Genomic DNA, 21,666 nt, shown 5'->3' with positions numbered 1-21,666 from the left:
CGTGCAAGAGTCTCTGACCACGGCATTGGCTGAGGATGAACGGGCCCTAGCACAGTTGGTGCGCAGCCGGCTGGGCATAACGGTGCGCGATCATCAGATCCTGCCTTTTAGACGAGGTATTCAGCAGACTTTAGATCGCTTTGGTCTAAGCAGTTACCATGACCTGACCCAACTCATTGCCCAAGCATCCGGGCATGATCCTATTATGGAATCTCTGGTTGCAGGCGTTACGGTGGGTGAAAGCTATTTCTTCCGTGATCCTCAGCAGATCTCATTTCTAGAACAAAGGTTTCTTCTGCCGCTACTGGATGAAAGACGCCAGCAAAATAACCCGACTTTGCGCATATGGAGTGCGGGATGCTCAGATGGCCAAGAGCTCTATACATTATTGTTGGTTTTAGACCGCTTAATACCCAAACATGAAGCATGGCAGGTACACGCTTTAGGCAGTGATATCAATAAAGAAGCGCTGGATAGAGCCCGCCAAGGACGTTATAGCGACTGGGCCATGCGTGGTGTTTCTGATCATCTTAAACAGACACATTTTCTACCGGATGGAAGCCATTGGCAGCTACAAACCCAACGGTTTAAAGCCAGTGTGAAATTTCATTATCTCAATTTGATTGAGGGCGGATACCCCTCGGTCCTGCAAGGAACCTCTCAACAGGATCTTATTCTTTGCCGAAATGTTTTTATCTATTTCGATAATCCCACTGTTGACAGCATTGTAGAGCGATTTGCCCGATGTTTGGCTCCAGGGGGCATTCTAGTTACTGGAGCCTGTGATTATGTCCCTAATCACATACCTGGCCTGGTTTATCGTCATGAGGGAGATACTTTCTTTTTTGAAAAATCTAAGGAAGATAATCTGGGTATGAGTGAGGCTTCCAATACTTATAAGCCCACCCCCCCTGTTCAAACCAGACCGCAAACCAGTGACTACAAAGCTACGCCGATACGTGAGACAGCCAGTGAGACGTTGAGTGCGCCGAACTTGGATGGGTTAATGTCATCCTTGTGTACGGGGGATTATGACACCGTTTTAAAGCAGACTGAACGTCTAAGCCCGATCCAGACACAACACCACATCCCTCTACTGAGACGGGCACAAGGACTTTCAGCCCTGGGACAGTTGGATGAGGCCAAAGCTGTCTTACAAGCATTGGTCGATAGGGATGAATTGAATGAAGAGGCCCATTTTTTATTGGGTTTGGTGGCGATGGAGCAGGGGAATGAAAAAGTCGCTGAAGAAGAGTTGCGAAAGGTCATGCTGCTGAGCCGAAACCATCTTCTTAGCCACTATCACATGGGTTTTTTGAAAATCAATCAAGGACGTGTTGAGGCTGGAGAGCGGTTATTAAATCGGGCGTTGACGCTTCTCAAGGCTGAGCAGGATGTTCATATGGTGTTGGATCCTATTGCGCGTTTGACCATTATGGAGCTCCGGGATCAACTCAGTCAGTATCTGGAGAATGATCATGTCCAGTGAACAGGACGATAAGATGCACACCTATACTGGACAGGCTTTTGCCCGAATGCCCAGTGACAACGACTCGGCCAAAGTGTTGGAAGAGCGTGCCCGTTTATTACGGAGTGAACGTCATGATGGCTTGGCAGAACAGAAAGTTGAAGAGTGCTACCTAAGGATCTCTTTAGGTGAGGATGCACGCTACGGCATCCCATTCGACGCCTTGGAGGAGATCCTTTATACCAAAGGGGTCCGTAGCATACCTGGTGTGCCTAACCATATTGCAGGTGTGATTAACCGTCGGGGTGAGTTCGTCACGGTGGTTGATCCAGCCCCTCTATTTGGGCTTGAACCACAAACCCAACATGCTGATAGCCGTATCATTGTGGTACAGCACGATCAACAGCGGGTTGCAGGCCTTCTTGTCAGCCGTGTCGAGAGTGAAGTTCGCTATATGCGCGATGAGCTGACAGCACCTTTTCCAACTAGAAATCTCTCCACAGATTTTATCCGTGGAATTCACTTAGGGTCCGTTACTTTGTTGGCGCCCCGATCACTGCTGGCCTCGCCAGAGGTGCAGATCAACCATTTGAACCATTCAGAGGATGCGATTCATGGCTAATATGCCCGATTCCCTTATGCACCCAGCGTCCGAGCCCAAGCTGGACCTGGAACATATTGAGCAGATGAAACGCTTTGTGGGCTTTACCGACAAAGATGCCAGCATCTTGAAAAAACTGCGTCCTCTTGCAAAAGAACATGCGGTTGATATTGTTGATGATTTTTACTCGCGCATCAGTAGCTTCTCTCAGCTCGAGCAGGTCATTACCCGTGCGGGTTCATCGGTGGAGCGCTTAAAACGAACCCAGGTGGAGTATCTTATTCAGCTGTTTGACGGTGAATATGGCCGGGACTACTTTTTACGGCGTTGGCGTATTGGGCAAATGCACAACCAAATTGGTCTGGAACCAGGTTGGTACTTGGGGGGCTATAGCCTTTACCGTCAGCTATTTTCTCCCATCATTATGAAGGCCTTAGGAAAACCTAAGAAAATTCAAAAAGCCATTGGCGCATTAGATAAAATTCTTACTTTAGATAGTGAGTTGGCCATTGGTAGTTATATTGATGCCGTCATGGACAGCCTGAGAGATGTGAATGTCTCAAAGAAAGAGATTGAGCAAAAGGTTAACGAATACGGCAACTTTATTGATCTGGTTGCCGACGGTGATCTGACCCAGCACCTGGCTGTTGAGGGGGATGATGACTTGGCTCAGTTAGGTAATAACCTAAATGTGATGACCGAGCGTCTTGCTGAAATGTCTCGTTCGATTAACGGTGCCAGCAGTGATATGCATAAGACCTTGGCAGATGTTCAAAAAGCGGTGGCAGATCAATCCTCTGGCGCGGCTCAACAGGCAGCCGCTGTTAATGAAACCACCTCAACTTTGGTCGAGATCCGCACCACCTCCAGTCAAACGCTAGAAAAAGCCACAGAGCTGGGCAAATCGGCAGAGCGTACCCGTGAAGTGGGTGACCGTGGTTTGGATATGGTTGAAGAGAACATTGCGGGCATGCAATCGATCCGCACACGGGTAGAGGGGATTGCCGCTTCAATTTTAGCACTGTCTAAGCAGACACAGCAGATTGGTGAGATTACAGGCGTGGTCGCTGGGCTTGCTCAACACTCTAAAATGTTGGCCCTGAACGCTTCCATTGAAGCCGCTAAAGCGGGAGATAGCGGTAAAGGGTTTGCGGTTGTTGCTGCTGAAGTAAAAGATCTGGCTGAGCAGTCAGAGGAGTCGACGGCCCAGGTTCAAAAGATTCTGACCGAGATCCAACACGCCACAGATCGTGCTGTTATGGCGACCGAGGAGGGGGTTAAGGATGTTGACCAAGGTGTGGTACTGATGTCGCGTACCGGAGAGGTGGTTCGGGATCTTAAAGATGTTATTCATCAATCGGTCTTAAGCAGTCAGCAAATTGTGGCGGCTGTTCGGCAAGAGGCCGTGGGGATTGATCAGGTGTCCACTGCGATGAATGAGATTAACTCGGTGACCGGTCAATTTGTTGAAGCGACCCAAAAAACCTCTGGTGCCAGTGAAGATCTCAACCGTCTGGCGGTTACCTTGCAGGATACCGTATCCCGCTTCCGTAGTTGATGGGGTGGGGGACCTGTTCCCCCACTTTTTCCTCCCTTTCCTCTAGAGCCCGGGTCGCTGTCTCATGGAGTTGGATGCCGATTTTCTCAACGAACTGCTGGCCACTTTCCGTGCGGAGTTGGAAGACCAAACCGCCATTATGGGGGATGGTCTTCTTGCCCTTGAAAAGGGGTTAGATGCTGACTTACGACGGGAAACTATACACCTGATTTTTCGTGCAGCCCATAATGTTAAAGGGGCTGCTCGCGGGGTAGAGATCAAACCGTTATCTGATCTATCCCATCGGTTGGAATCCCTATTCAGTACTCTGCAGAAGAACGATGCTATTCCCGATCAAGCCTTGATTACGCTTGCCTTGGATGCTGTGGATCAAATGCGTCAACTTGGTGGGCAGTTAGGCCCTGGTGAGCCTGCTCCTCAAGATATCGCCCCGCTTTTAGATCAACTTCAGGCGGCGGCAGAGCATGACTTCACAGCCACAACAACGCCCCTGGCTGAGGAGCCTTCAACCGTAGAGCCGTCTTCTCCTGAGCCACCGTCAGCACCGCCTAGCGTTGAAACCAAGAGTGAGCATGCGCAAGAAGCGGCTAAGGTTGAAGAGCTACAACCAGAACCTCCGTTAGAAGCGCAAGCAGAAGAGCCCAAAGAGACTGTTGAGCAGGCTAAACCTGCAACCGACACTACGGCTAAGGTGATACCACCTAGTGAGGTTATACGGGTTGCAGCAAGTAAGATTAATGAAGCCATTGGCCTGGCAGAAGAGATTCAAATTAGTAAAGTTCAGATGGAAGGCTTACAGGCCGGTGTACGTGGGTTGGAAGGAACAGCACTAAATTTAATCCACCAAATCTCCTGTCTCTCAAGTTTTGATGATGATGGTGAAACGCTACCTGATAAGGAGTTGTGGCAGAACTTTGTGCAAAATGCCCCCTCTCTGATCAGTGAACTTAAAACGCAAATGCGTAGCATGCGTTTTGGGGTGAATGAGCGGGCAAAACGCATGGGGTTGTTGAGCAATAACTTGCAAGCCAACTTGCGTATGATGCGCCTGGTTCCTCTCTCTACGATGACCCGCCCTATGGCTCGTACAAGCAGGGATCTATGTCTTGAGCTAGAGAAAAGTGCCGACTTTAAAGTGATTGGGGATGATATTGAGCTCGACCGGGCCGTTCTTGATCAGCTTAAAGATCCTTTGACCCATCTGCTGCGTAATGCTGTGGACCACGCCATAGAAAAACCCCAAGAACGTCTCTCTGCCGGCAAACCAGAACAGGGAACCATTGAGCTGGAGGTGTTGGCAGAAGGGGGGACCATTCAATTGGTGCTTAAGGATGATGGCCGTGGCTTGGATTTGGACCGTATTAAAGCCAAAGCCATTCGTGAAAGGCTTATCACCGCAGAAGATGCCCATAATATGGATGCCGAGGCTGTCACGGAACTGATCTTTATGCCCGGCTTTTCAAGCCGTGATCAGGTGACATCCGTCTCAGGGCGAGGCGTTGGCTTAGATGTCGTCAGAGCCAACCTGCGCCATATTAATGGTCAAGTAAAAGTCAAAACTCAACTGGGAGAAGGAACCCAGTTTATCCTGACAGTGCCGTTAACACTCTCGACTGAACGCGGCTTGCTGGTTCAATTGGCAGGAGAGGTTTTTGCCCTTCCCATCTCTCATGTTGAGCGGATTCGTTCTGTGCCTAGAGATGCCGTGCGCACCCTGGAGGCTGGACCAGCAGTTGTCTTGGATGGTCGGCCTATGCCTTTGTATAGCCTTTCTAATTTACTTGGTATATCAGGCTCTAATGCACTCTCGTTAAATCCTATGCCTGTGGTTATCCTCTCTAAGGGGTGGCATCAGGTCGCAGTGGCGGTGGATGCTGTGGTGGGTGAGCAGGAAATTGTTGTCAAACCTTTTCAAGCCCCCCTGTGCTCGGTTCGCCACCTCAAAGGCGGCAACCTGGACCGCAATGGTCACATTGTTGTGGTGTTGGACTCTGCTTCTCTGGTTGATGCGGCCCTTGAAAACCGAACAGGTCCACTACAGTTGAGTGATCCAACGCACTATGTGGAAGAGAGTGAGGCAAAACCTCCCCATATTCTGGTTGTGGATGATTCCATCACCACACGCACATTAGAGAAGAACATTCTTGAAGCCAAAGGATTTCAAGTGACCACCGCTGTAAACGGTCAAAAAGGTTGGGATACCTTGCAAGAAGGTAGCTATGATCTCGTGATCAGTGATGTTGAGATGCCGATTATGAATGGTTTTGAATTTGCGCGGACCATCCGTGAAGATAGTCGTTATGACGATCTGCCCGTTATTATTGTTTCCTCTTTGGACTCACAAGAGAATAAACGACGTGGCATGGAAGCTGGGGCGGATGCCTATATTGTAAAAGGTAGCTTTGAAACGGCCACCTTACTACAAACTGTACGGGAGTTGCTGGATCATGATCTCTCATAATTAGATCAAAGTGGAAAGTATATTTATAGCACTGAAAAGAAAGTGACCATCACAAGCTATGACAACTTGTCATAATGGGATGATCAATATATTCTATAGTGATCGGTAATGTTTCAAGTGTTAGGGGGAGCTCTTGAAACACACGCAGAGGGGAGCGTGCGCCAAAATAATTCTGTGGAAGGTAGTCTGTCGAAATGAACCAACCCTTGCGTATTCTCATCGTGGAAGACTCTGCTGTGGTCTCCATGCTCCTCAAGGCAATTTTAAATAATGAACCGGATATGGAGGTCGTCGGCGTTGCCGCTGATGGTCAGCAAGGTGTAGAGATGGTTAGCCATTTAAAACCTGACCTGATCACCATGGATATTCGTATGCCGGTGATGGATGGCTTTGAAGCTACCCGCGAAATTATGTCCACACAACCCACCCCTATTGTGGTAATTAGCTCCAGTGTGGATGATGAAGAGCTCAAGATCACCTTTCGGGCTATTGAAGCAGGTGCGCTCTCTGTTCTAGAAAAACCCCATGGTCCTGGGCATCCAAAGTTTGAAGATAACCGCATAGAAATTGTTGAGATGGTTCGGGCCATGGCAGAAGTTAAGGTGGTTCGCCATCTACGCCACCGCCCCCAAAGTGCTGCTAATCAGGGGCAAGAAAGCCAAACAACACCCTCAAGTTGCACACCTCACTATCGGGTTCCCAGCCAACCTTATGAAGTCATGGCTGTCGGGGCTTCCACAGGAGGACCCCAGGCACTACATGCACTCTTAAAATCCCTTCCTGCAGACTTTCCTCTACCTATCTGTGTGGTTCAACACATCTCCCCAGGTTTTATTGGTGGATTAATTCAGTGGCTAAATACAGATAGCGCCTTAAAGGTCAAACTGGCTGAAGAGGGGGAAGCTCTACGTTCGGGTCATGTCTACTTTGCGCGAGATGGCATGCATCTTGAGGTACATCGGGCTCTGGATGGGGGTCTACAGGTTGGTTTTTCTTTGCAACCGGAGAGCTTACATCGACCGGCTGTTGATCAACTGTTTAAGAGTGTGGCCAAGGAGTGTGGGGCACTCTCTATTGGCGTTATCCTCACAGGTATGGGGGATGATGGCGCGAAGGGTTTAAAAGTAATGCATGAGCGGTTAGCGATGACGGTTGCACAGGATGAAGCTTCGTGTGTGGTGGCCGGTATGCCAAGAAGTGCTGTACAGCAAGGGGCCGTTAAAGAGATTTTAGAACTTCATAAGATGGGGAGTCGCTTGGTGGAGGTCACACAGCCCATGCGGTTGGCACAAAAAAGTGTGGTATTCACATGAGCCAGAAGCAACTCATTGATCCTAAGGCGCTTCAGTCCCTTTTTCACCAAGAGTGTAAAAGCCGTTTAACCAGTTTTACCGCTACACTCTCACAGGCTGTTCAAGATCCTGATTGTGAGAGTCGTTGGGATGCATTACATCAAGAACTGGACAGCATTGCCAACGCAGCCCGTATTGTAAATGATCCAGATACAGAACGGGTATCTCGAGAGTTGGCAACCTTGGCCAGAAAGGCCCGTAAACAACCGCGTTTGCGGATGCAAGTACTGGAACTGCTGCTCAGAGGCATTACCGCCATTCACTGCCACTGTTTAGAACCGCAATTATCGGAAAGTGGTGAAACGCTGGATTATCGACGGTTGGATAAACGCTTAAAAGCCTTTGATCAAGATCGTACTGAGGAGTAACAAAACATTATGTCAAATGCTCAGGATCACGATCTTGGGGAAACCCACAGACGACCTGATCTCGCCCCTTATTTTTTGCCGCATAGACCGATGTATCCGCTCTCTTAAATAGCTTTTCAAAACTGTCCTCACCATCATGAGAGAGACATGTCACACCGATACTTGCCGTGATGGATAGCTCGCTTGAAAGGTCATCAAAGCGCATACGCCTAACCTGTTCCAATATGGTTTGAGCTTTTAAGCGCGCCTGATGAGGTGGGCAGTGGATCAAAACCACTAAAAACTCCTCCCCCCCAATGCGAGCGGCAAAGTCCTCTCCACGTGTCATGCTTTTTAAGGTTTTACCAATTTCTTTTAAAACGGCATCGCCGGCATCATGGCCCAAGGTGTCATTGATTGTTTTAAAGTGGTCAAGATCCACGACCATGACACTTAAATCTGACTCATGACGTAAAGCCCCTAGAATAAACTTGGGCACAAACTCCATCACATAATGCCGGTTATACAGCGTGGTCAGTGCATCTTTTACAGCTTGGTCATAGAGCGCCCTCTGCTGGGCTTTGGCTTTATCGTATAGCCGTTTTGCGGTAATCAGATTAGCCAGCCGAACGGCCAACTCCTCACCAACAATCGGTTTGGTGATAAAATCATTGGCTCCTTGCCGCAACACTTCAATACGCCGGGCGAGATCATCAATACCAGAAATAGCCAGAACTGGTATTCGTGCTTGATCTTTTGGACAGCGTCGAATAGCACGAACCAAACCCAAGCCTGACATGGTCCCTTCCAGCAAAATATCGGTGATAACAGCATCGTAATTACCAGCTCTAAAGGCACTTAATGCTTCTTCAGCGCGGGTATAATGATCCGCATCAATGGAGAGGCGGCGTAGATGTTCCAAAATCAATTGTGCGCTGGTTTCACTATCTTCAACAACCAAAACACGACCTGTCATGGGGGTGAGAAGGCTGCCATCAAAAAAAGCTTGGAACTCCCGTTCAAGTATTTCAAACCCACTTTTGGTGAATATTTCGGTGATCCCTGCGTCGAAAGCCTCTTCCCAGACTTCCCGTTTGTCTTCTGTGGTAAGCATAATGACGGGAACCATGCGACTTTCCGGCCGTTGCCGCACCTTACGGCACAACTCGATACCTGTGCTATCAGGCAGATGCATATCGACACATATCAGTTGAAATTGCTGGCTCTCCATCAAAATGATGGCTTCTGCAGCGCTATGACACATATGGGGTAAAAAACCGATGCCGAGCATGATTTTTTCAACCATTTTTCCATAGACGGATGAATTTTCAACAATCAGAACATGTAAGGGTCCAGCATGCATGATTGACTACTTTCTTTAACAAGGGCTTCAAGCAGAACGACCTGTGTACTTTTTTGACTCTTCGTTACCGTACAGGTTTCAAAATGATGCGTCGTTATGAGCCGTGCTAATCTGTGGCTAAGCAGATACCTGTCACAATCTTTTTTCATCGGCTCAATCCAGTTGACACAATCACACCAGTTTTTTTAAGTCGTAACCATTTATAACAGAACATGAATTTTGAATATTGAGTATGACAGAGCAATGATGATTAATTCAAGTCTTGTACCTATGAGTATGGGGTGGTTTGCATCCCCATAGTGCTTTACGCATACTGAATAAACAAAGGTCATCCTAGAGTTGATAGTGTCATATTGATGCTAAGGAAGGGGAGAACCAGTATGAGCCAAGCTCGATGTCTGCTCATTACCGGCCGCGTGCAGGGGGTTGGGTTTCGACCCCATGTCTATCGCTTAGCACATGCGTTAGACTTGCTTGGAGAGGTACGGAATGAAGGGGGACTGGTCCGAATTCATGTCCAAGGGGCCCTGGCCCAATTGGATTGCTTTGAACAGCAAGTCATTGAGCAGGCTCCGCCACTGTCCCGCCCAATCTTGGATTCCGTGACGGTAACAGCTCATTTAGGGATAGACTGTTTTAAGATTGTCTCGAGTCAAGCCAGCCATGCCAAAGCCTATCTTCCCCCAGATCAATTCTGTTGTGATGCCTGTTTGGCGGAGATGCTCGACCCAGCAGAACGCCGATATTTTTATCCTTTTACCAACTGTACGCAGTGTGGCCCACGCTATACCATTATTAAAAAACTGCCTTATGATCGCCCCCATACTGCCATGGCTAAGTTTCCACTTTGCCCAGTTTGTCATAAAGAATACAGCAACCCACTGGACCGTCGTTTTCATGCGCAACCCTTAGCATGCCCGCACTGCGGTCCACAGCTTACCTGGCAACAAAAAGCGCATAAAACTCATGGCGACTCAGCCCTACAGCTTGCTGTGAATGCCTTGAAAGAGGGCTTAGTGATCGCTGTTAAGGGGATCGGTGGCTATCACCTTCTGTGTGATGCCCGCAATGAACAGGCTGTTCAAACACTAAGAAAGCGTAAAAAACGCCCACATAAACCCTTGGCGGTCATGTTTCCCCAGCGTGGGTATAATGGCTTGGCAGAGGTATCTGCAGCTACACAGGCAACCCAACAACATGATGCTGCCCTGCTGGACCCGATTCGACCCATCGTCTTAATCTCCTTAAAGTCAAAGCACGGCCTTGCCCCCTCTGTGGCACCAGGGTTGGATGAGTTGGGCGTCATGCTACCCTACAGCCCACTTCACCATCTGCTTCTACATCAGCTGGGTACCCCCGTTGTTGCAACCAGCGGAAATATCAGTGGCGAGCCTGTGTTGACCGAAGTGGATGATGCTGCTGAACGGCTGGCTCCTTTGGTTGATGGTTTTCTACATCATAACCGCCCTATACTTCGCCCTGCAGATGATGGCTTGGTGCGTATTATTGCGGATAAACCCCGAATGTTGCGTCCAGGCCGTGGCATGGCGCCTGTTGAGCTCAAATTGCCTGTGGCCCTTGAACAACCAGCTCTGGCGGTTGGTGGGCAGATGAAAAATGCCATTGCCTTAGGGTGGGGAGATCGCGCTGTGCTCTCCCCACATATCGGTGAGATGGAATCCCCCCGTAGTGCAGAGGTTTTTCTGCAAGTGTGTCAGGATTTACCAGCCATCCATGATGTAGAAGTTGCTCAGGTGGTGCACGATGCCCACCCAGGATATACCCCCACGCGTCTGGCTAAGGGGTGGGGAAAATCAACCACGCCTGTTGGCCACCATCATGCCCATGCATCCTCACTGGCTGGGGAGCATGGTGTTGGAGGCAGAGATCACCTGTTGATGTTCACCTGGGACGGAACAGGACTTGGCGAGGGGTCCCCGGCTACCCTATGGGGTGGGGAGGCTTTTCTTGGTGGCCCCGGCCATTGGCAGCGACAAGGCTCGATGCGACCCTTTAAGCTACCAGGGGGGGACCGTGTGGGTCGTGAACCCTGGCGTGCAGCTGCTTCTCTATGCTGGGCCTTGGGGCATGCATATCCCCAGGCGCCTCAAGAAGCAGAATTACTGCATAAAGCTTGGCAAAAAGATATTAACGCCCCCTTAAGCACCGCTGTGGGGCGTCTGTTTGATGCCGCAGCTGCCCTGGTTGGTTTGGTACAAAAAGCCAGCTTTGAAGGGCAGGGGCCGTTTATGCTTGAAGCCCTTTGTGGTGGTGAAGAGGGAGAAGTGATCGCACTTCCCCATTCATTTGATGACCATGGTATATGGCGATGTGACTGGGCACCTCTGGTGGCGGCTCTGTTAGATAACAACCGCCCAGTCAAAGCACGGGCACAACTGTTCCATAGCTCAATGGCTGCAGCCCTGGTGACCCAGGCCATGGCCATACAAAAACGCCACCGTATTGAAGCGGTGGGACTGAGTGGTGGCGTCTTTCAAAATCGTCATTTGACAGAGCAGGTGGTTACGCGGCTACAGCAACAGGGTATGCCTATTTTGCTGCATACCCAACTACCGATGAATGATGGTGGGCTTGCCTACGGTCAGTTGGTGGAGCTCGCAGCCATTCAAGCACAGGATTAAACCATTTTTTCAAAGCGAATGGCGTAATGGTACGGAAGAAGGGTGTCCGTTGCCATCCATCGAAATCCCGCAGGTTCGACCATGTCACGAACTTTTTGTGGGGTCATACGTAAGCTGTATTTTGGCCCCCTGGGTTTGCCGAGAACAGGGGTATCCTTTTGAGCTCTTTTATGCCAGTTAATCACAATCAACTGGCCTTGATCCGCTAAGGCATGATAGACGGATCGGCTCAGTTCCGTTGGCTCAGGCACACCATGAAAGGTATTGGCGATAAGCACATGGGTAAGAGGCTGCTCAATATGCTCTTGCAGCGTTCTAGCATCTCCCGTAATCCAATGACACTTAGAGAGATTGAGGGTAGCAAAACGGGCTTTTGCCTGCTTGATCATCTCAGAGTCAATATCCAGCGCATAGAGCTCCGCCATGGCCAGTTGCGCCAAAGCAGCGGTGAAATAGCCATCTCCACAACAGAGATCCAGCACCCGCTGACCTGGACGAAACCCCAAGGCTTTAAGCATACCAAAAGGATCGGGCCACAGAGCCTGCCACCATTCAGGATCTGGCATGGTCGTCGCTGGAAAATAGTGTTCAATATCCATGGCTCTCCCCTTTTATAAAAGTAGGGCCAGGACCTATTGGCCCTGGCCCTGCTCGATATCCGGCTTAGCCGCGTTTGTGCTGTATTTGGTCCAGGTTTCTAACAGCTCCCTCAGAAGCAGATGTGGTGAGAGCTGCATAGGCCTGCAATGCTTTAGAGACAACCCGTTCCCGACCAACAGGACGGAAGGCATCCTCCCCTTTAGCCAGCATGGCCTCACGTCGTGTGGTTAAGGCTTCTTCAGAGAGCTTCACCTGCAAGACGCGGTTGGGAATATCGATCTCAATGAGGTCTCCCTCTTCCACCAGGCCGATGTTACCCCCTTCAGCTGCTTCTGGAGAGCAGTGGCCAATGGAGAGTCCTGACGTTCCGCCAGAAAAACGCCCATCGGTAATTAAAGCGCAGGCTTTACCCAGTCCTTTGGATTTCAGGAAGGTGGTTGGGTAGAGCATTTCCTGCATGCCCGGTCCACCTTTGGGTCCTTCATAACGGATCAACACCACATCGCCTTCTTTAATCTTGTCAGCCAAGATGGCTTCACATGCCTCATCTTGACTGTGGAAAATCCGTGCTGGCCCTGTGAAAGCCCAAATGGATTCATCCACACCCGCTGTTTTGACGATGCAGCCATCTTCTGCAATGTTTCCAAATAAAATGGCTAGGCCACCATCTTTGGAATAGGCATTTTCACCATTACGAATACAACCTTCTGTACGATCATCATCCAGACTCTCCCAACGGGCTGACTGGCTGTAAGGCTCAATGGTGGGAATACCGCCTGGTGCGGCATAACAACGCTCTAAAGCAGCCTCACTTACCTTTTCAGAGACGATATCCTCTTTCTTTAGGGCTTCTGCCATGGTCGGGGCGTGCACTGTGGGGCAGCTGTCATCCATTAAACCAATGCGGTTCAGTTCACCGAGAATGGAGAAAATACCACCTGCACGGTGGACATCCTCAACATGGTATTTGTCGGTGGATGGCGCCACTTTGCATAAGCAAGGGACTTTACGGGAAAGGCGATCAATATCGGCCATGGTAAAGTTAACACCCGCTTCACGTGCGGCGGCCAACAAGTGTAGTACGGTATTGGTAGATCCACCCATGGAGATATCCAACGCCATGGCATTTTCAAAAGCTGCCATGGTTGCAATATTACGGGGAAGTGCAGACTCATCACCCTCTACATAGTAACGACGGGTCAATTCCACAATATATTTTGCGCCATCTTTAAAGAGCTGTTTACGGGCTGTATGGGTTGCCAGGGTTGTACCGTTACCAGGCAGAGCCAGACCCAGAGCCTCTGTTAAACAGTTCATGGAGTTGGCAGTAAACATACCAGAACATGAGCCGCAGGTTGGGCAAGAGGAACGCTCATAGCGCTCCAGGTCAGCGTTAGACACGCTATCATCACCCGCTGCAATCATAGAGTCGATCAAGTCAACTTTGCGAGCTGTACCATCCGTCAACTTAACCTTGCCTGCTTCCATGGGGCCGCCAGAGACAAAGACCACAGGGATATTCAACCGCAGAGCGGCCATCAACATGCCGGGGGTGATTTTGTCACAGTTAGAGATACAGATCAGGGCATCGGCCGTATGGGCATTGCACATGTACTCGACACTGTCTGCTATGATATCCCGAGAGGGCAGGGAGTAGAGCATTCCGCCATGGCCCATAGCGATACCATCATCTACAGCGATGGTATTAAACTCCTTGGCGATCGCACCACTGGCCTCAATCTCTTCAGCCACCATCTTACCCACATCCCGCAGGTGTACGTGTCCTGGTACAAATTGGGTAAAGGAGTTTGCTACAGCGATGATGGGTTTACCGAAATCCTCTTCCTTGACGCCGGTGGCCCGCCACAGGGCGCGGGCACCCGCCATATTGCGACCATGGGTAGAGGTTCGGGAGCGGTATTGAGGCATTGCGTTGTCCTTCTTCGTCATTTACGTGTATGATGCCGGTCCTTTGGGGCTTTGTGTTGCCCAATCGTACCAGCTGCAGAAGGAAAATACCCTTCTGAAATGGGTGCTGCAACACTCTTTAGTTTCGGCAGCAACAGTGAGTTATGTGTATCATGAGCCAATATTTTAAGATCCATCCTGAAAATCCACAAGCACGCTTAGTTAAACAGGCTGCGCAAATCCTGCAGCAGGGTGGGGTTATTGTCTACCCGACAGATACGACCTATGGCTTGGGTTGCCTGATGAGCAACCGTAAAGGGGTAGAGCGGATTGTTCGTATTAAGCAACTGTCAGATACCCACCAACTGACCCTATTATGTGCGGATCTTTCGGATATCTCAAATTATGCCCGGGTTGATAATGGCTGTTATCGGCTCTTAAAGCGTTTTTTACCCGGTCCTTATACCTTTGTGTTGGAAGCGTCCCGGGAAGTCCCCAAAAAAATCTTGCCCCGTCGTAAAACCATTGGCTTGCGAGTACCTGATCATAATATTTGCCATGCTCTGCTTGAAGAGGTCGGCGAACCTTTGCTCTCCACTTCGGTTCGGCTTCCAGGTTACGAAGATATCTATACAGACCCTTCATTAATTCGTGATGCTTTAGAACATCAGGTAGAATTGGTTATTGATGGCGGTATTCTCCCCGAGCATCCTTCCACAATTATTGATATGACCAGCGGACAGCCTGAGCTGATTCGTGAAGGGGCTGGTGAGGCCGCAAAAATCTTTAAATAACCAATTTTTACAGGTGTTTGAAGTTTATTCTATTTTTGTAGTCATTCAATAAATGCACATCATTTCTTTTAGAGCCTCTGTTTGTTACCAATTTTCCCCTTCCATGGATCGATTAATTCCTTGAATTACGATGCGCTTAATGGTAGAAAGCGTGCACTTTTAAATCTGCACGCAGCATGGACCGCGCCCCCGGTGCCCTCATAAGGGTTGGGCGCTAATAATGGCCATGTTGCGGAAGAACAACCGAGACATGGAGAGACATCATGGCTAAGTATTCTGTTCGCGAACTGTTGGAAGCGGGTTTCCATTTTGGTCACCAGACCAAGCGCTGGAACCCCAAAATGAAGCGTCACATCTTTGGTGCCCGTAACGGCGTCCATATCATCAATCTTCAAAAATCTGTTTTGAAGCTGCGTGATGCATGCAACTTTGTTCGTGATACCGTTCAAGGCGGTGGTACCGTTCTGTTCGTTGGCACCAAGCGCCAAGCTGTTGAGCTGGTTTCTGCTGAAGCCAAGCGCACCGGTATGTTCTACGTTAATCACCGCTGGTTAGGTGGTACCCTCACCAACTGGCGTACCATCCAAGGTTCCATCCGTCGTTTGAAAGATATCGACAAAATGCGTATCGATGGCACCTTCGAAGCCCTGACCAAGCGTGAGACCCAACAGCTTGATCGTGAAGGTTTGAAAATTGAGCGCGCCCTTGGTGGTATTAAGGATATGGAGCGCCAGCCTGACCTGATCATTGTTGTGGATACCCGTAAGGAGTCCATTGCTGTTAAAGAAGCCAACAAGCTGGGTATTCCTGTGGTGGCTCTGGTGGACAGCAACTGTGACCCTGATCCCATCGACTACCCCGTTCCCGGTAACGATGATGCCATCCGCGCATTGACCTTGTTCATCTCCAAAATGGGTAATGCTGTTCTGGAAGGTCTGCAGTTGGCTGGCCGTGAAATCCCCAACAGTGGTATTTCTGCTGAAGATGAGGGTTCCATGGAAGCTCAAATGCTTGAGGAAGCTGGTGAAGGTGAAGCTGCTGCGGAACAGGCTGAAGCCTAATCAAAGTGTACCAAGGGCAGATGGCCGGGTGGCCATCTGCTTTTTAGATAGATCGTAAAGTTTTTGGCAGAATGGGGAAGTACCATGGCGGTTACCGCGAGTATGGTGAAAGAGCTTCGGGAAAAGACCGGAGTGGGCATGATGGATTGTAAAAAAGCCCTTAAAGAGACCGATGGCAACATGGATGCAGCTGTTGATTGGCTGCGTAAAAAGGGTATGGCTTCTGCCCAGAAGAAATCTGCCCGTGTTGCAGCTGAGGGTAAAGTCAACACCCTCTCAACCGGCACTGTTGGTGTCATGGTTGAAGTGAACTCCGAAACGGACTTCACTGCCAAGAACGATGGTTTCATCAACTTTGCAGATACGGTCACCAAACTGGCTGCGGACTCTGGTGCTACAGATATTGATACCCTTAATGGTGTTGATTACCCTGAGACCGGCCGCAATGTTGGCGATGAACTGACCAATTTGATCGCCACCATCGGTGAGAACATGAACCTGCGCCGCATGGAGCGCATGGAAGTCTCTTCCGGTTTGGTCAGCAGCTATGTACATGCTGGTGGTAAAATCGGGGTCTTGGTTGGTCTGGAGTCTGAAGCTTCCAGTGACGCCCTGCAAGAGCTTGGTAAAAAGCTGGCCATGCATGTAGCTGCGGCTTCCCCTCAGTTCTTGGACCGTGACAATGTTGATAGCGCTGCTATGGAACGTGAAAAATCAGTTCTGGTTGAGCAGGCCAAAGCTTCTGGTAAGCCTGACAATATCATCGAAAAGATGGTGTTGGGTCGGATGAATAAGTACTATGGCGAAGTGTGCATGCTTGAGCAGCCCTTTGTTATGGACCCTGACATGAAGGTTTCCAAAATTGTTGACGCTGCCGCCAAAGAGCTCGGTAATGCTGTGAAGGTTACCGGCTTCTCCCGCTTCCAGTTGGGCGAAGGTATCGAGAAGAAAGAAGAAGATTTTGCCGCTGAGGTTGCTAAGCAGATCCAGGGCTAATCAAATGATGAAGACCCATACAGACAGGGGTCCGATAATTGTTAACGATCGGTTGGATCGAGAGCGTGTTATCGACTATACTCTGTGTGGTTGAAGTCGTTACTAGGGCACCCTTATAGGGTGCCCTAGACGTATAGACGGGGCACGAATTGAGTCAGGGGTGGTAGCAACCATGGACGCAAACAGGCGTAAACGGGTACTCTTAAAACTCTCTGGTGAGGCCCTGATGGGAGAACAGGCGTATGGTATTGCGCCAGAGTTTCTCTCCTACCTGGTCGAAGAGGTTCAATCAGCTCAAAAGCTAGATATTGAACTGGCACTAGTCATTGGTGGTGGCAACATTTTTAGGGGTGTTTCAGGGTCAGCTCACGGTATGGGCCGCACCCGTGCAGACCAGATGGGTATGCTGGCAACTGTCATTAATGGCTTGGCATTACAATCTGCCCTCATGCAGTCCGGGACCGACGCTGTGGTACAAACCGCACTGGAGATGCCAAGGGTTGCCGAACCTTTTGATCATGACACTGCTAAAAATCACATGAAGAACGGTCGTGTCGTTATTTTTGTGGCTGGTACAGGTAATCCCTATTTTACCACAGATACGGCTGCGGCTTTAAGAGCTGCTGAGATTGAAGCCGATCTGTTGCTTAAAGCGACCAAAGTGGATGGGGTTTATGACAGTGACCCGGTTAATAATCCCCAGGCTAAACGCTATGAGAGCCTGAGTTATCATGAGATTCTAACCCAAAACCTCAAAGTTATGGATATGACAGCCATCACCTTGTGTCGGGAGAATAAAATTCCCATTGGTGTCTTTTCTATCTTTGAGCGCGGTGCTCTGACGTCCGTGCTGCGTGGTGAACCCAAAGCGACCATCATTGAGGAGCGTTAATAATGGATAATCCCCTGATTAAAGATCTTGAAGGGCGCATGAAAAAAAGCCTCGCTGCGCTTAAAGAAGAGTTGACGAGCTTACGTACCGGACGGGCATCAACCAGCCTTCTGGATAATGTGATGGTCGATGCGTACGGATCAATGATGCCTCTTAATCAAGTTGCATCCATGACTGTTCCTGAAGCGCGCATGATCAATGTCCAGCCTTGGGATAAAGGTCAGTTGGGTGCCATTGAAAAAGCAATCCGTGACTCCGATCTTGGTTTAAACCCAACCAACGATGGACAGCTGATCCGCGTCCCGCTCCCTGAGTTAACCGAGGAGCGCCGTAAGGAGCTGGTTAAACTGCTGCATAAATACAGCGAAGCAGCCAAGATTGCTGTCCGTAATATTCGTCGTGATGGTATTGAAGGATTGCGTAAGGCTGAAAAAGCCAAAGAGATCTCCCAAGATGAAATGCACACGCAAGAGAAGCATGTGCAGGAGTCTACGGATAAGTATGTTAAGCAAATTGATGAAGTGGTTGATGCCAAAGAAGCGGATATCATGCAAGTTTGATGTGGCGTTTGGGCTTTCGTTTTTTCTCGAAAGCCCAATTCCCCCATCCCTTATCTGTGAATAGGATAAGGGCCATAATCATTGATATGTCGTGGTTTTATCGGCCATGACATGCGCAATCTTTTGAGGGATACTCTTGTCCAAATCTGCACCAATCGTCTTGCCGGATAACCTGCCCCGACATGTGGCCATCGTTATGGATGGTAACCGTCGTTGGGCACGTAAGCGCTATCTTCCTCGTTTGGAAGGGCACCGTCAGGGCGTTAAATCAGTTAGGCGCAGTATTGAGGCCAGTTTGGACTTTGGTATAGAAACACTAACCCTCTACACCTTTTCTGCTGAAAACTGGAAACGACCCAAGGATGAAGTCTCCGCATTAATGAATCTATTGGCGCTACACCTTAAGCGCGAGATGGATGATTTGCATGAGCGTGGTGTCCGTTTTCGTGCATTGGGGCGGCTTGATGAGCTGCCAAAAAATATTCGTGAATATGTGCAGCAATTGGAACAGAAAACCGCGGGCAATACCCGACTTAATTTCAATATTGCTTTGAACTACGGGGGACGCCAAGAGATTGTCGATGCCACAAAGGCCATTACACAGCAGGTTTTGGATGGTCAGTTGAACTTGGATGATGTTGGACCTGAACATATTGCGGAGCATCTGACAACATTTGATCAGCCAGACCCTGATCTTATGATCCGTACCGGTGGTGACTGCCGTATTAGTAATTTCCTTCTGTGGCAAATGGCTTATACAGAGTTAATTTTTCTACCGATTTTTTGGCCAGAGTTTGATCGAGACCATTTTCTTAAGGCTCTGCATACGTATGCTGATCGAGAGCGCCGATTTGGTGCCGCCAGTTAATGACCCCCTCATCTTTTCATCACTTTGTTCCTAAGTGTGCTCAACCCTTGCACCAAAGCCCCATCCAAAAATAGTTTGTAGTCTCGAAACATTGCTTTTCACGGGCAAATCTGTTTTAAAAGGTCCCTGTGTCTCTTCAATGTTGGGGAGAGTTATTCCGTCAACATCAACATCCGTTGAACGATCCATTCTATGCGCACTCGTATTATATCTGCTCTTGTTTTAGCCCCCCTTGTATTAGGGATCATCTTTAAAGGTGGTTTTTGGGGGATGCTTGCACTTCTGGCACTCATCGTCCCCTTAATGTGTCGTGAGTGGCAGCGCATGGTTGACCATCCAGGACACTGGGAGCTCCTTTATCTTACGATTGGGGGGTGGGGACTACTGGCCTTGGCTGCAGATGAACGCTTGGCTTGGAGTGGGGCCTGGATCTTTATATGGAGTGCGATGGATCTGGTGCGACACACCCTGACCTATCGAGGAGTTACCGAAGGTGCCCGCGCGGTTAAACAGGTGGGCCAAAACCTGTTAGGCGTGCTCTATGTCGCCATGCCCTTACAACTGCTTATGGTGGTTCATGGTACACAATCAGGTTCTGCATGGATTTTACTCTTACTGCTGGTGATGTGGAGTACGGACTCTGCAGCGTACTTTACAGGCCGTTTTTTCGGTAAACATAAATTTTCACCCCATGTGAGCCCTAAAAAAACCTGGGAAGGCTTTTGGGGGGGCACACTGGCGGGGGCTTTGGCGTCTGTAGCGGTTGTACAGGGGACAGAGCTACCGATGCCTCTTATTCACGCCGTGGGAATCGGTTTAATTCTCTCAGTTGCTGGGCAGCTTGGTGATTTGGTGGAATCTCTCCTGAAACGACAAGCAGGGATAAAAGATTCTGGTAATGTCATCCCTGGCCATGGCGGTTTACTGGATCGATTGGACAGCATGATCTTTACAGCACCAGCCTTCTACCTTTATTTAAGCGCGTTGGGGGTCACTTGAATATTAAGGGTCTCTCCATACTGGGCTCAACGGGTTCCATTGGTGTTAATACACTGGATGTTTGCGCTCAACACCCAGGCCGTTATCGTGTGGTTGCGTTAAGTGCGGGCCGCAATAGCCGTTTAATGATTGAGCAGGCCAAACAGTTTTCACCTGAAGTGATCGCTATGGCGGATGAATCCGCTGCTGAGGAGGTCTCAGAAGCGCTTGCGGGAGAGAATATTCGCGTTCTCGCAGGTGAAGAGGGGGTTATTGAGGCTGCCCGTTGGGAATCGGCCCAGATGACAGTCTCGGCCATCGTTGGTGGTGCCGGCCTAAAGCCTACCTTGGCAGCGATCCATGCGCGCAAAGACATTGCCCTAGCTAATAAAGAGTGTCTGGTTATGGCAGGCAGTCTTTTTATGGAAGAGATTGGTCGCTACCAAGTTCGGTTGATTCCGGTAGACTCAGAACACAGTGCCATCTTCCAGGTCTTTCAGAATAGTGAGTGGATGCGCCGCTTGGTCTTAACCGCATCTGGTGGCCCGTTTAGGGGGTGGAAACGAGACCAACTGCAAGGGGTCACTCCAGAACAGGCTGTGGCACACCCTAACTGGAGCATGGGACGTAAAATATCAGTCGACTCTTCAACCATGATGAATAAAGGGTTGGAGGTCATTGAAGCGCACTGGCTTTTTGGGCTACCTGCTGAGCAAATTGATGTAGTGGTACACCCTCAAAGTATTGTGCACTCCATGGTGGAATATCAGGATGGTTCCGTGCTTGCTCAAATGGGCGTACCGGATATGCGAACCCCCATCGCTGTCGCTCTGGCATGGCCTGATCGCATTCCTACCACCGTTGAGAGCCTGGATCTGCCAAAGCTGGCACAGTTGGACTTTTATGCCAAACCAGATCCTGTGGATTTTCCCTGTTTAGAGTTAGCCTATGAAGCGCTAAGGCGCGGCGGGGTCGCACCGGTGGTACTCAACGCATCCAACGAGATTGCGGTTGCAGCCTTTTTGGATAAGCGTATCCCTTATCTGGGTATTGCTGAGTCGATTATTGCCAGTATGGATCAGTTAGGTAGTGGCCATATAGAGAACATTGAACATCTCTTCGAGGTAGATAAGCAGGCGCGCCTGCTAACAGAGCAGTTTGTGAAACAAAACAGTTTGTGAGATAACTACCGGTCTTGACGACCGTTAACATAGGTG

The 21,666-nt window shown here is 49.5% G+C and carries 18 protein-coding genes; 15 read left to right on the top strand and 3 right to left on the bottom strand.

Annotation, left to right across the window (positions count from 1 at the left end; genetic code table 11):
* Window position 1: 1 nt before the first annotated feature.
* From V5T57_RS16935 to V5T57_RS16910, 6 genes are all read left to right on the top strand, one after another.
* Complete coding sequence (locus tag V5T57_RS16935) at window positions 2-1,489, top strand: CheR family methyltransferase (RefSeq protein WP_332892439.1); 1,488 nt, start codon at window positions 2-4, stop codon at window positions 1,487-1,489.
* The gene (locus tag V5T57_RS16930; protein ID WP_332892438.1) at window positions 1,479-2,090 is read left to right on the top strand and encodes a chemotaxis protein CheW; all 612 of its coding nucleotides are present in this window, start codon (window positions 1,479-1,481) and stop codon (window positions 2,088-2,090) included. The genes V5T57_RS16935 and V5T57_RS16930 overlap by 11 nt, the downstream gene beginning before the upstream one ends.
* Window positions 2,083-3,627, top strand: a complete 1,545-nt coding sequence (locus V5T57_RS16925) for a methyl-accepting chemotaxis protein (protein WP_332892437.1) — start codon at window positions 2,083-2,085, stop codon at window positions 3,625-3,627. The genes V5T57_RS16930 and V5T57_RS16925 overlap by 8 nt, the downstream gene beginning before the upstream one ends.
* Window positions 3,628-3,691: 64 nt before the next feature.
* Window positions 3,692-6,088, top strand: a complete 2,397-nt coding sequence (locus V5T57_RS16920; RefSeq protein WP_332892436.1) for a hybrid sensor histidine kinase/response regulator — start codon at window positions 3,692-3,694, stop codon at window positions 6,086-6,088.
* A 194-nt stretch (window positions 6,089-6,282) separates the two neighbouring features.
* Window positions 6,283-7,401, top strand: coding sequence for a chemotaxis-specific protein-glutamate methyltransferase CheB (cheB, locus tag V5T57_RS16915; protein ID WP_332892435.1), 1,119 nt, complete (start codon window positions 6,283-6,285; stop codon window positions 7,399-7,401).
* Entirely contained in the window at window positions 7,398-7,808 is a 411-nt protein-coding gene (locus tag V5T57_RS16910) for a hypothetical protein (RefSeq protein WP_332892434.1), read from the top strand. The genes cheB and V5T57_RS16910 overlap by 4 nt, the downstream gene beginning before the upstream one ends.
* Before the next feature lie 7 nt (window positions 7,809-7,815).
* Here the strand turns inward: V5T57_RS16910 and V5T57_RS16905 are convergent, their stop codons facing one another.
* Window positions 7,816-9,150: a diguanylate cyclase gene (locus tag V5T57_RS16905; RefSeq protein ID WP_332892432.1), complete on the bottom strand. Its 1,335-nt coding sequence runs from the start codon at window positions 9,148-9,150 to the stop codon at window positions 7,816-7,818.
* 380 nt (window positions 9,151-9,530) lie between these two features.
* Between V5T57_RS16905 and hypF the strand changes: the two genes are divergently transcribed.
* Complete coding sequence (gene hypF / locus V5T57_RS16900) at window positions 9,531-11,792, top strand: carbamoyltransferase HypF (RefSeq protein ID WP_332892431.1); 2,262 nt, start codon at window positions 9,531-9,533, stop codon at window positions 11,790-11,792.
* Here hypF and V5T57_RS16895 read toward each other — a convergent pair.
* Window positions 11,789-12,391: a class I SAM-dependent methyltransferase gene (locus tag V5T57_RS16895; protein WP_332892430.1), complete on the bottom strand. Its 603-nt coding sequence runs from the start codon at window positions 12,389-12,391 to the stop codon at window positions 11,789-11,791. The two genes, hypF and V5T57_RS16895, sit on opposite strands and share 4 nt — an antisense overlap.
* Before the next feature lie 64 nt (window positions 12,392-12,455).
* Window positions 12,456-14,321, bottom strand: coding sequence for a dihydroxy-acid dehydratase (ilvD, locus tag V5T57_RS16890; RefSeq protein WP_332892429.1), 1,866 nt, complete (start codon window positions 14,319-14,321; stop codon window positions 12,456-12,458).
* Between the two features lie 152 nt (window positions 14,322-14,473).
* On the opposite strand from ilvD, the gene V5T57_RS16885 reads away from it, so the two are divergent.
* The 8 genes from V5T57_RS16885 (at window position 14,474) to V5T57_RS16850 (ending at window position 21,630) form a co-directional block, all read left to right on the top strand.
* Window positions 14,474-15,094, top strand: coding sequence for an L-threonylcarbamoyladenylate synthase (locus V5T57_RS16885; protein ID WP_332892428.1), 621 nt, complete (start codon window positions 14,474-14,476; stop codon window positions 15,092-15,094).
* A gap of 263 nt (window positions 15,095-15,357) precedes the next feature.
* Window positions 15,358-16,155, top strand: a complete 798-nt coding sequence (gene rpsB, locus V5T57_RS16880; RefSeq protein WP_332892427.1) for a 30S ribosomal protein S2 — start codon at window positions 15,358-15,360, stop codon at window positions 16,153-16,155.
* Window positions 16,156-16,239: 84 nt separating this feature from the next.
* Complete coding sequence (tsf, locus tag V5T57_RS16875) at window positions 16,240-17,151, top strand: translation elongation factor Ts (RefSeq protein WP_332892426.1); 912 nt, start codon at window positions 16,240-16,242, stop codon at window positions 17,149-17,151.
* Between the two features lie 172 nt (window positions 17,152-17,323).
* Complete coding sequence (gene pyrH, locus V5T57_RS16870; protein WP_332892425.1) at window positions 17,324-18,043, top strand: UMP kinase; 720 nt, start codon at window positions 17,324-17,326, stop codon at window positions 18,041-18,043.
* A gap of 2 nt (window positions 18,044-18,045) precedes the next feature.
* Window positions 18,046-18,603, top strand: a complete 558-nt coding sequence (gene frr / locus V5T57_RS16865; protein WP_332892424.1) for a ribosome recycling factor — start codon at window positions 18,046-18,048, stop codon at window positions 18,601-18,603.
* 136 nt (window positions 18,604-18,739) lie between these two features.
* Window positions 18,740-19,471 (top strand): undecaprenyl pyrophosphate synthase, encoded by a 732-nt coding sequence (gene uppS, locus V5T57_RS16860; RefSeq protein WP_332892423.1) that lies wholly within the window; start codon window positions 18,740-18,742, stop codon window positions 19,469-19,471.
* 192 nt (window positions 19,472-19,663) lie between these two features.
* Window positions 19,664-20,470, top strand: coding sequence for a phosphatidate cytidylyltransferase (locus V5T57_RS16855; RefSeq protein WP_332892422.1), 807 nt, complete (start codon window positions 19,664-19,666; stop codon window positions 20,468-20,470).
* A gap of 2 nt (window positions 20,471-20,472) precedes the next feature.
* Window positions 20,473-21,630, top strand: coding sequence for a 1-deoxy-D-xylulose-5-phosphate reductoisomerase (locus tag V5T57_RS16850; RefSeq protein WP_442918234.1), 1,158 nt, complete (start codon window positions 20,473-20,475; stop codon window positions 21,628-21,630).
* The last annotated feature ends 36 nt before the right edge of the window (window positions 21,631-21,666 follow it).

The organism is Magnetococcus sp. PR-3, assembly GCF_036689865.1.
Classification (GTDB): domain Bacteria; phylum Pseudomonadota; class Magnetococcia; order Magnetococcales; family Magnetococcaceae; genus Magnetococcus.
This window is presented reverse-complemented; position numbering and strand designations above follow the sequence as displayed.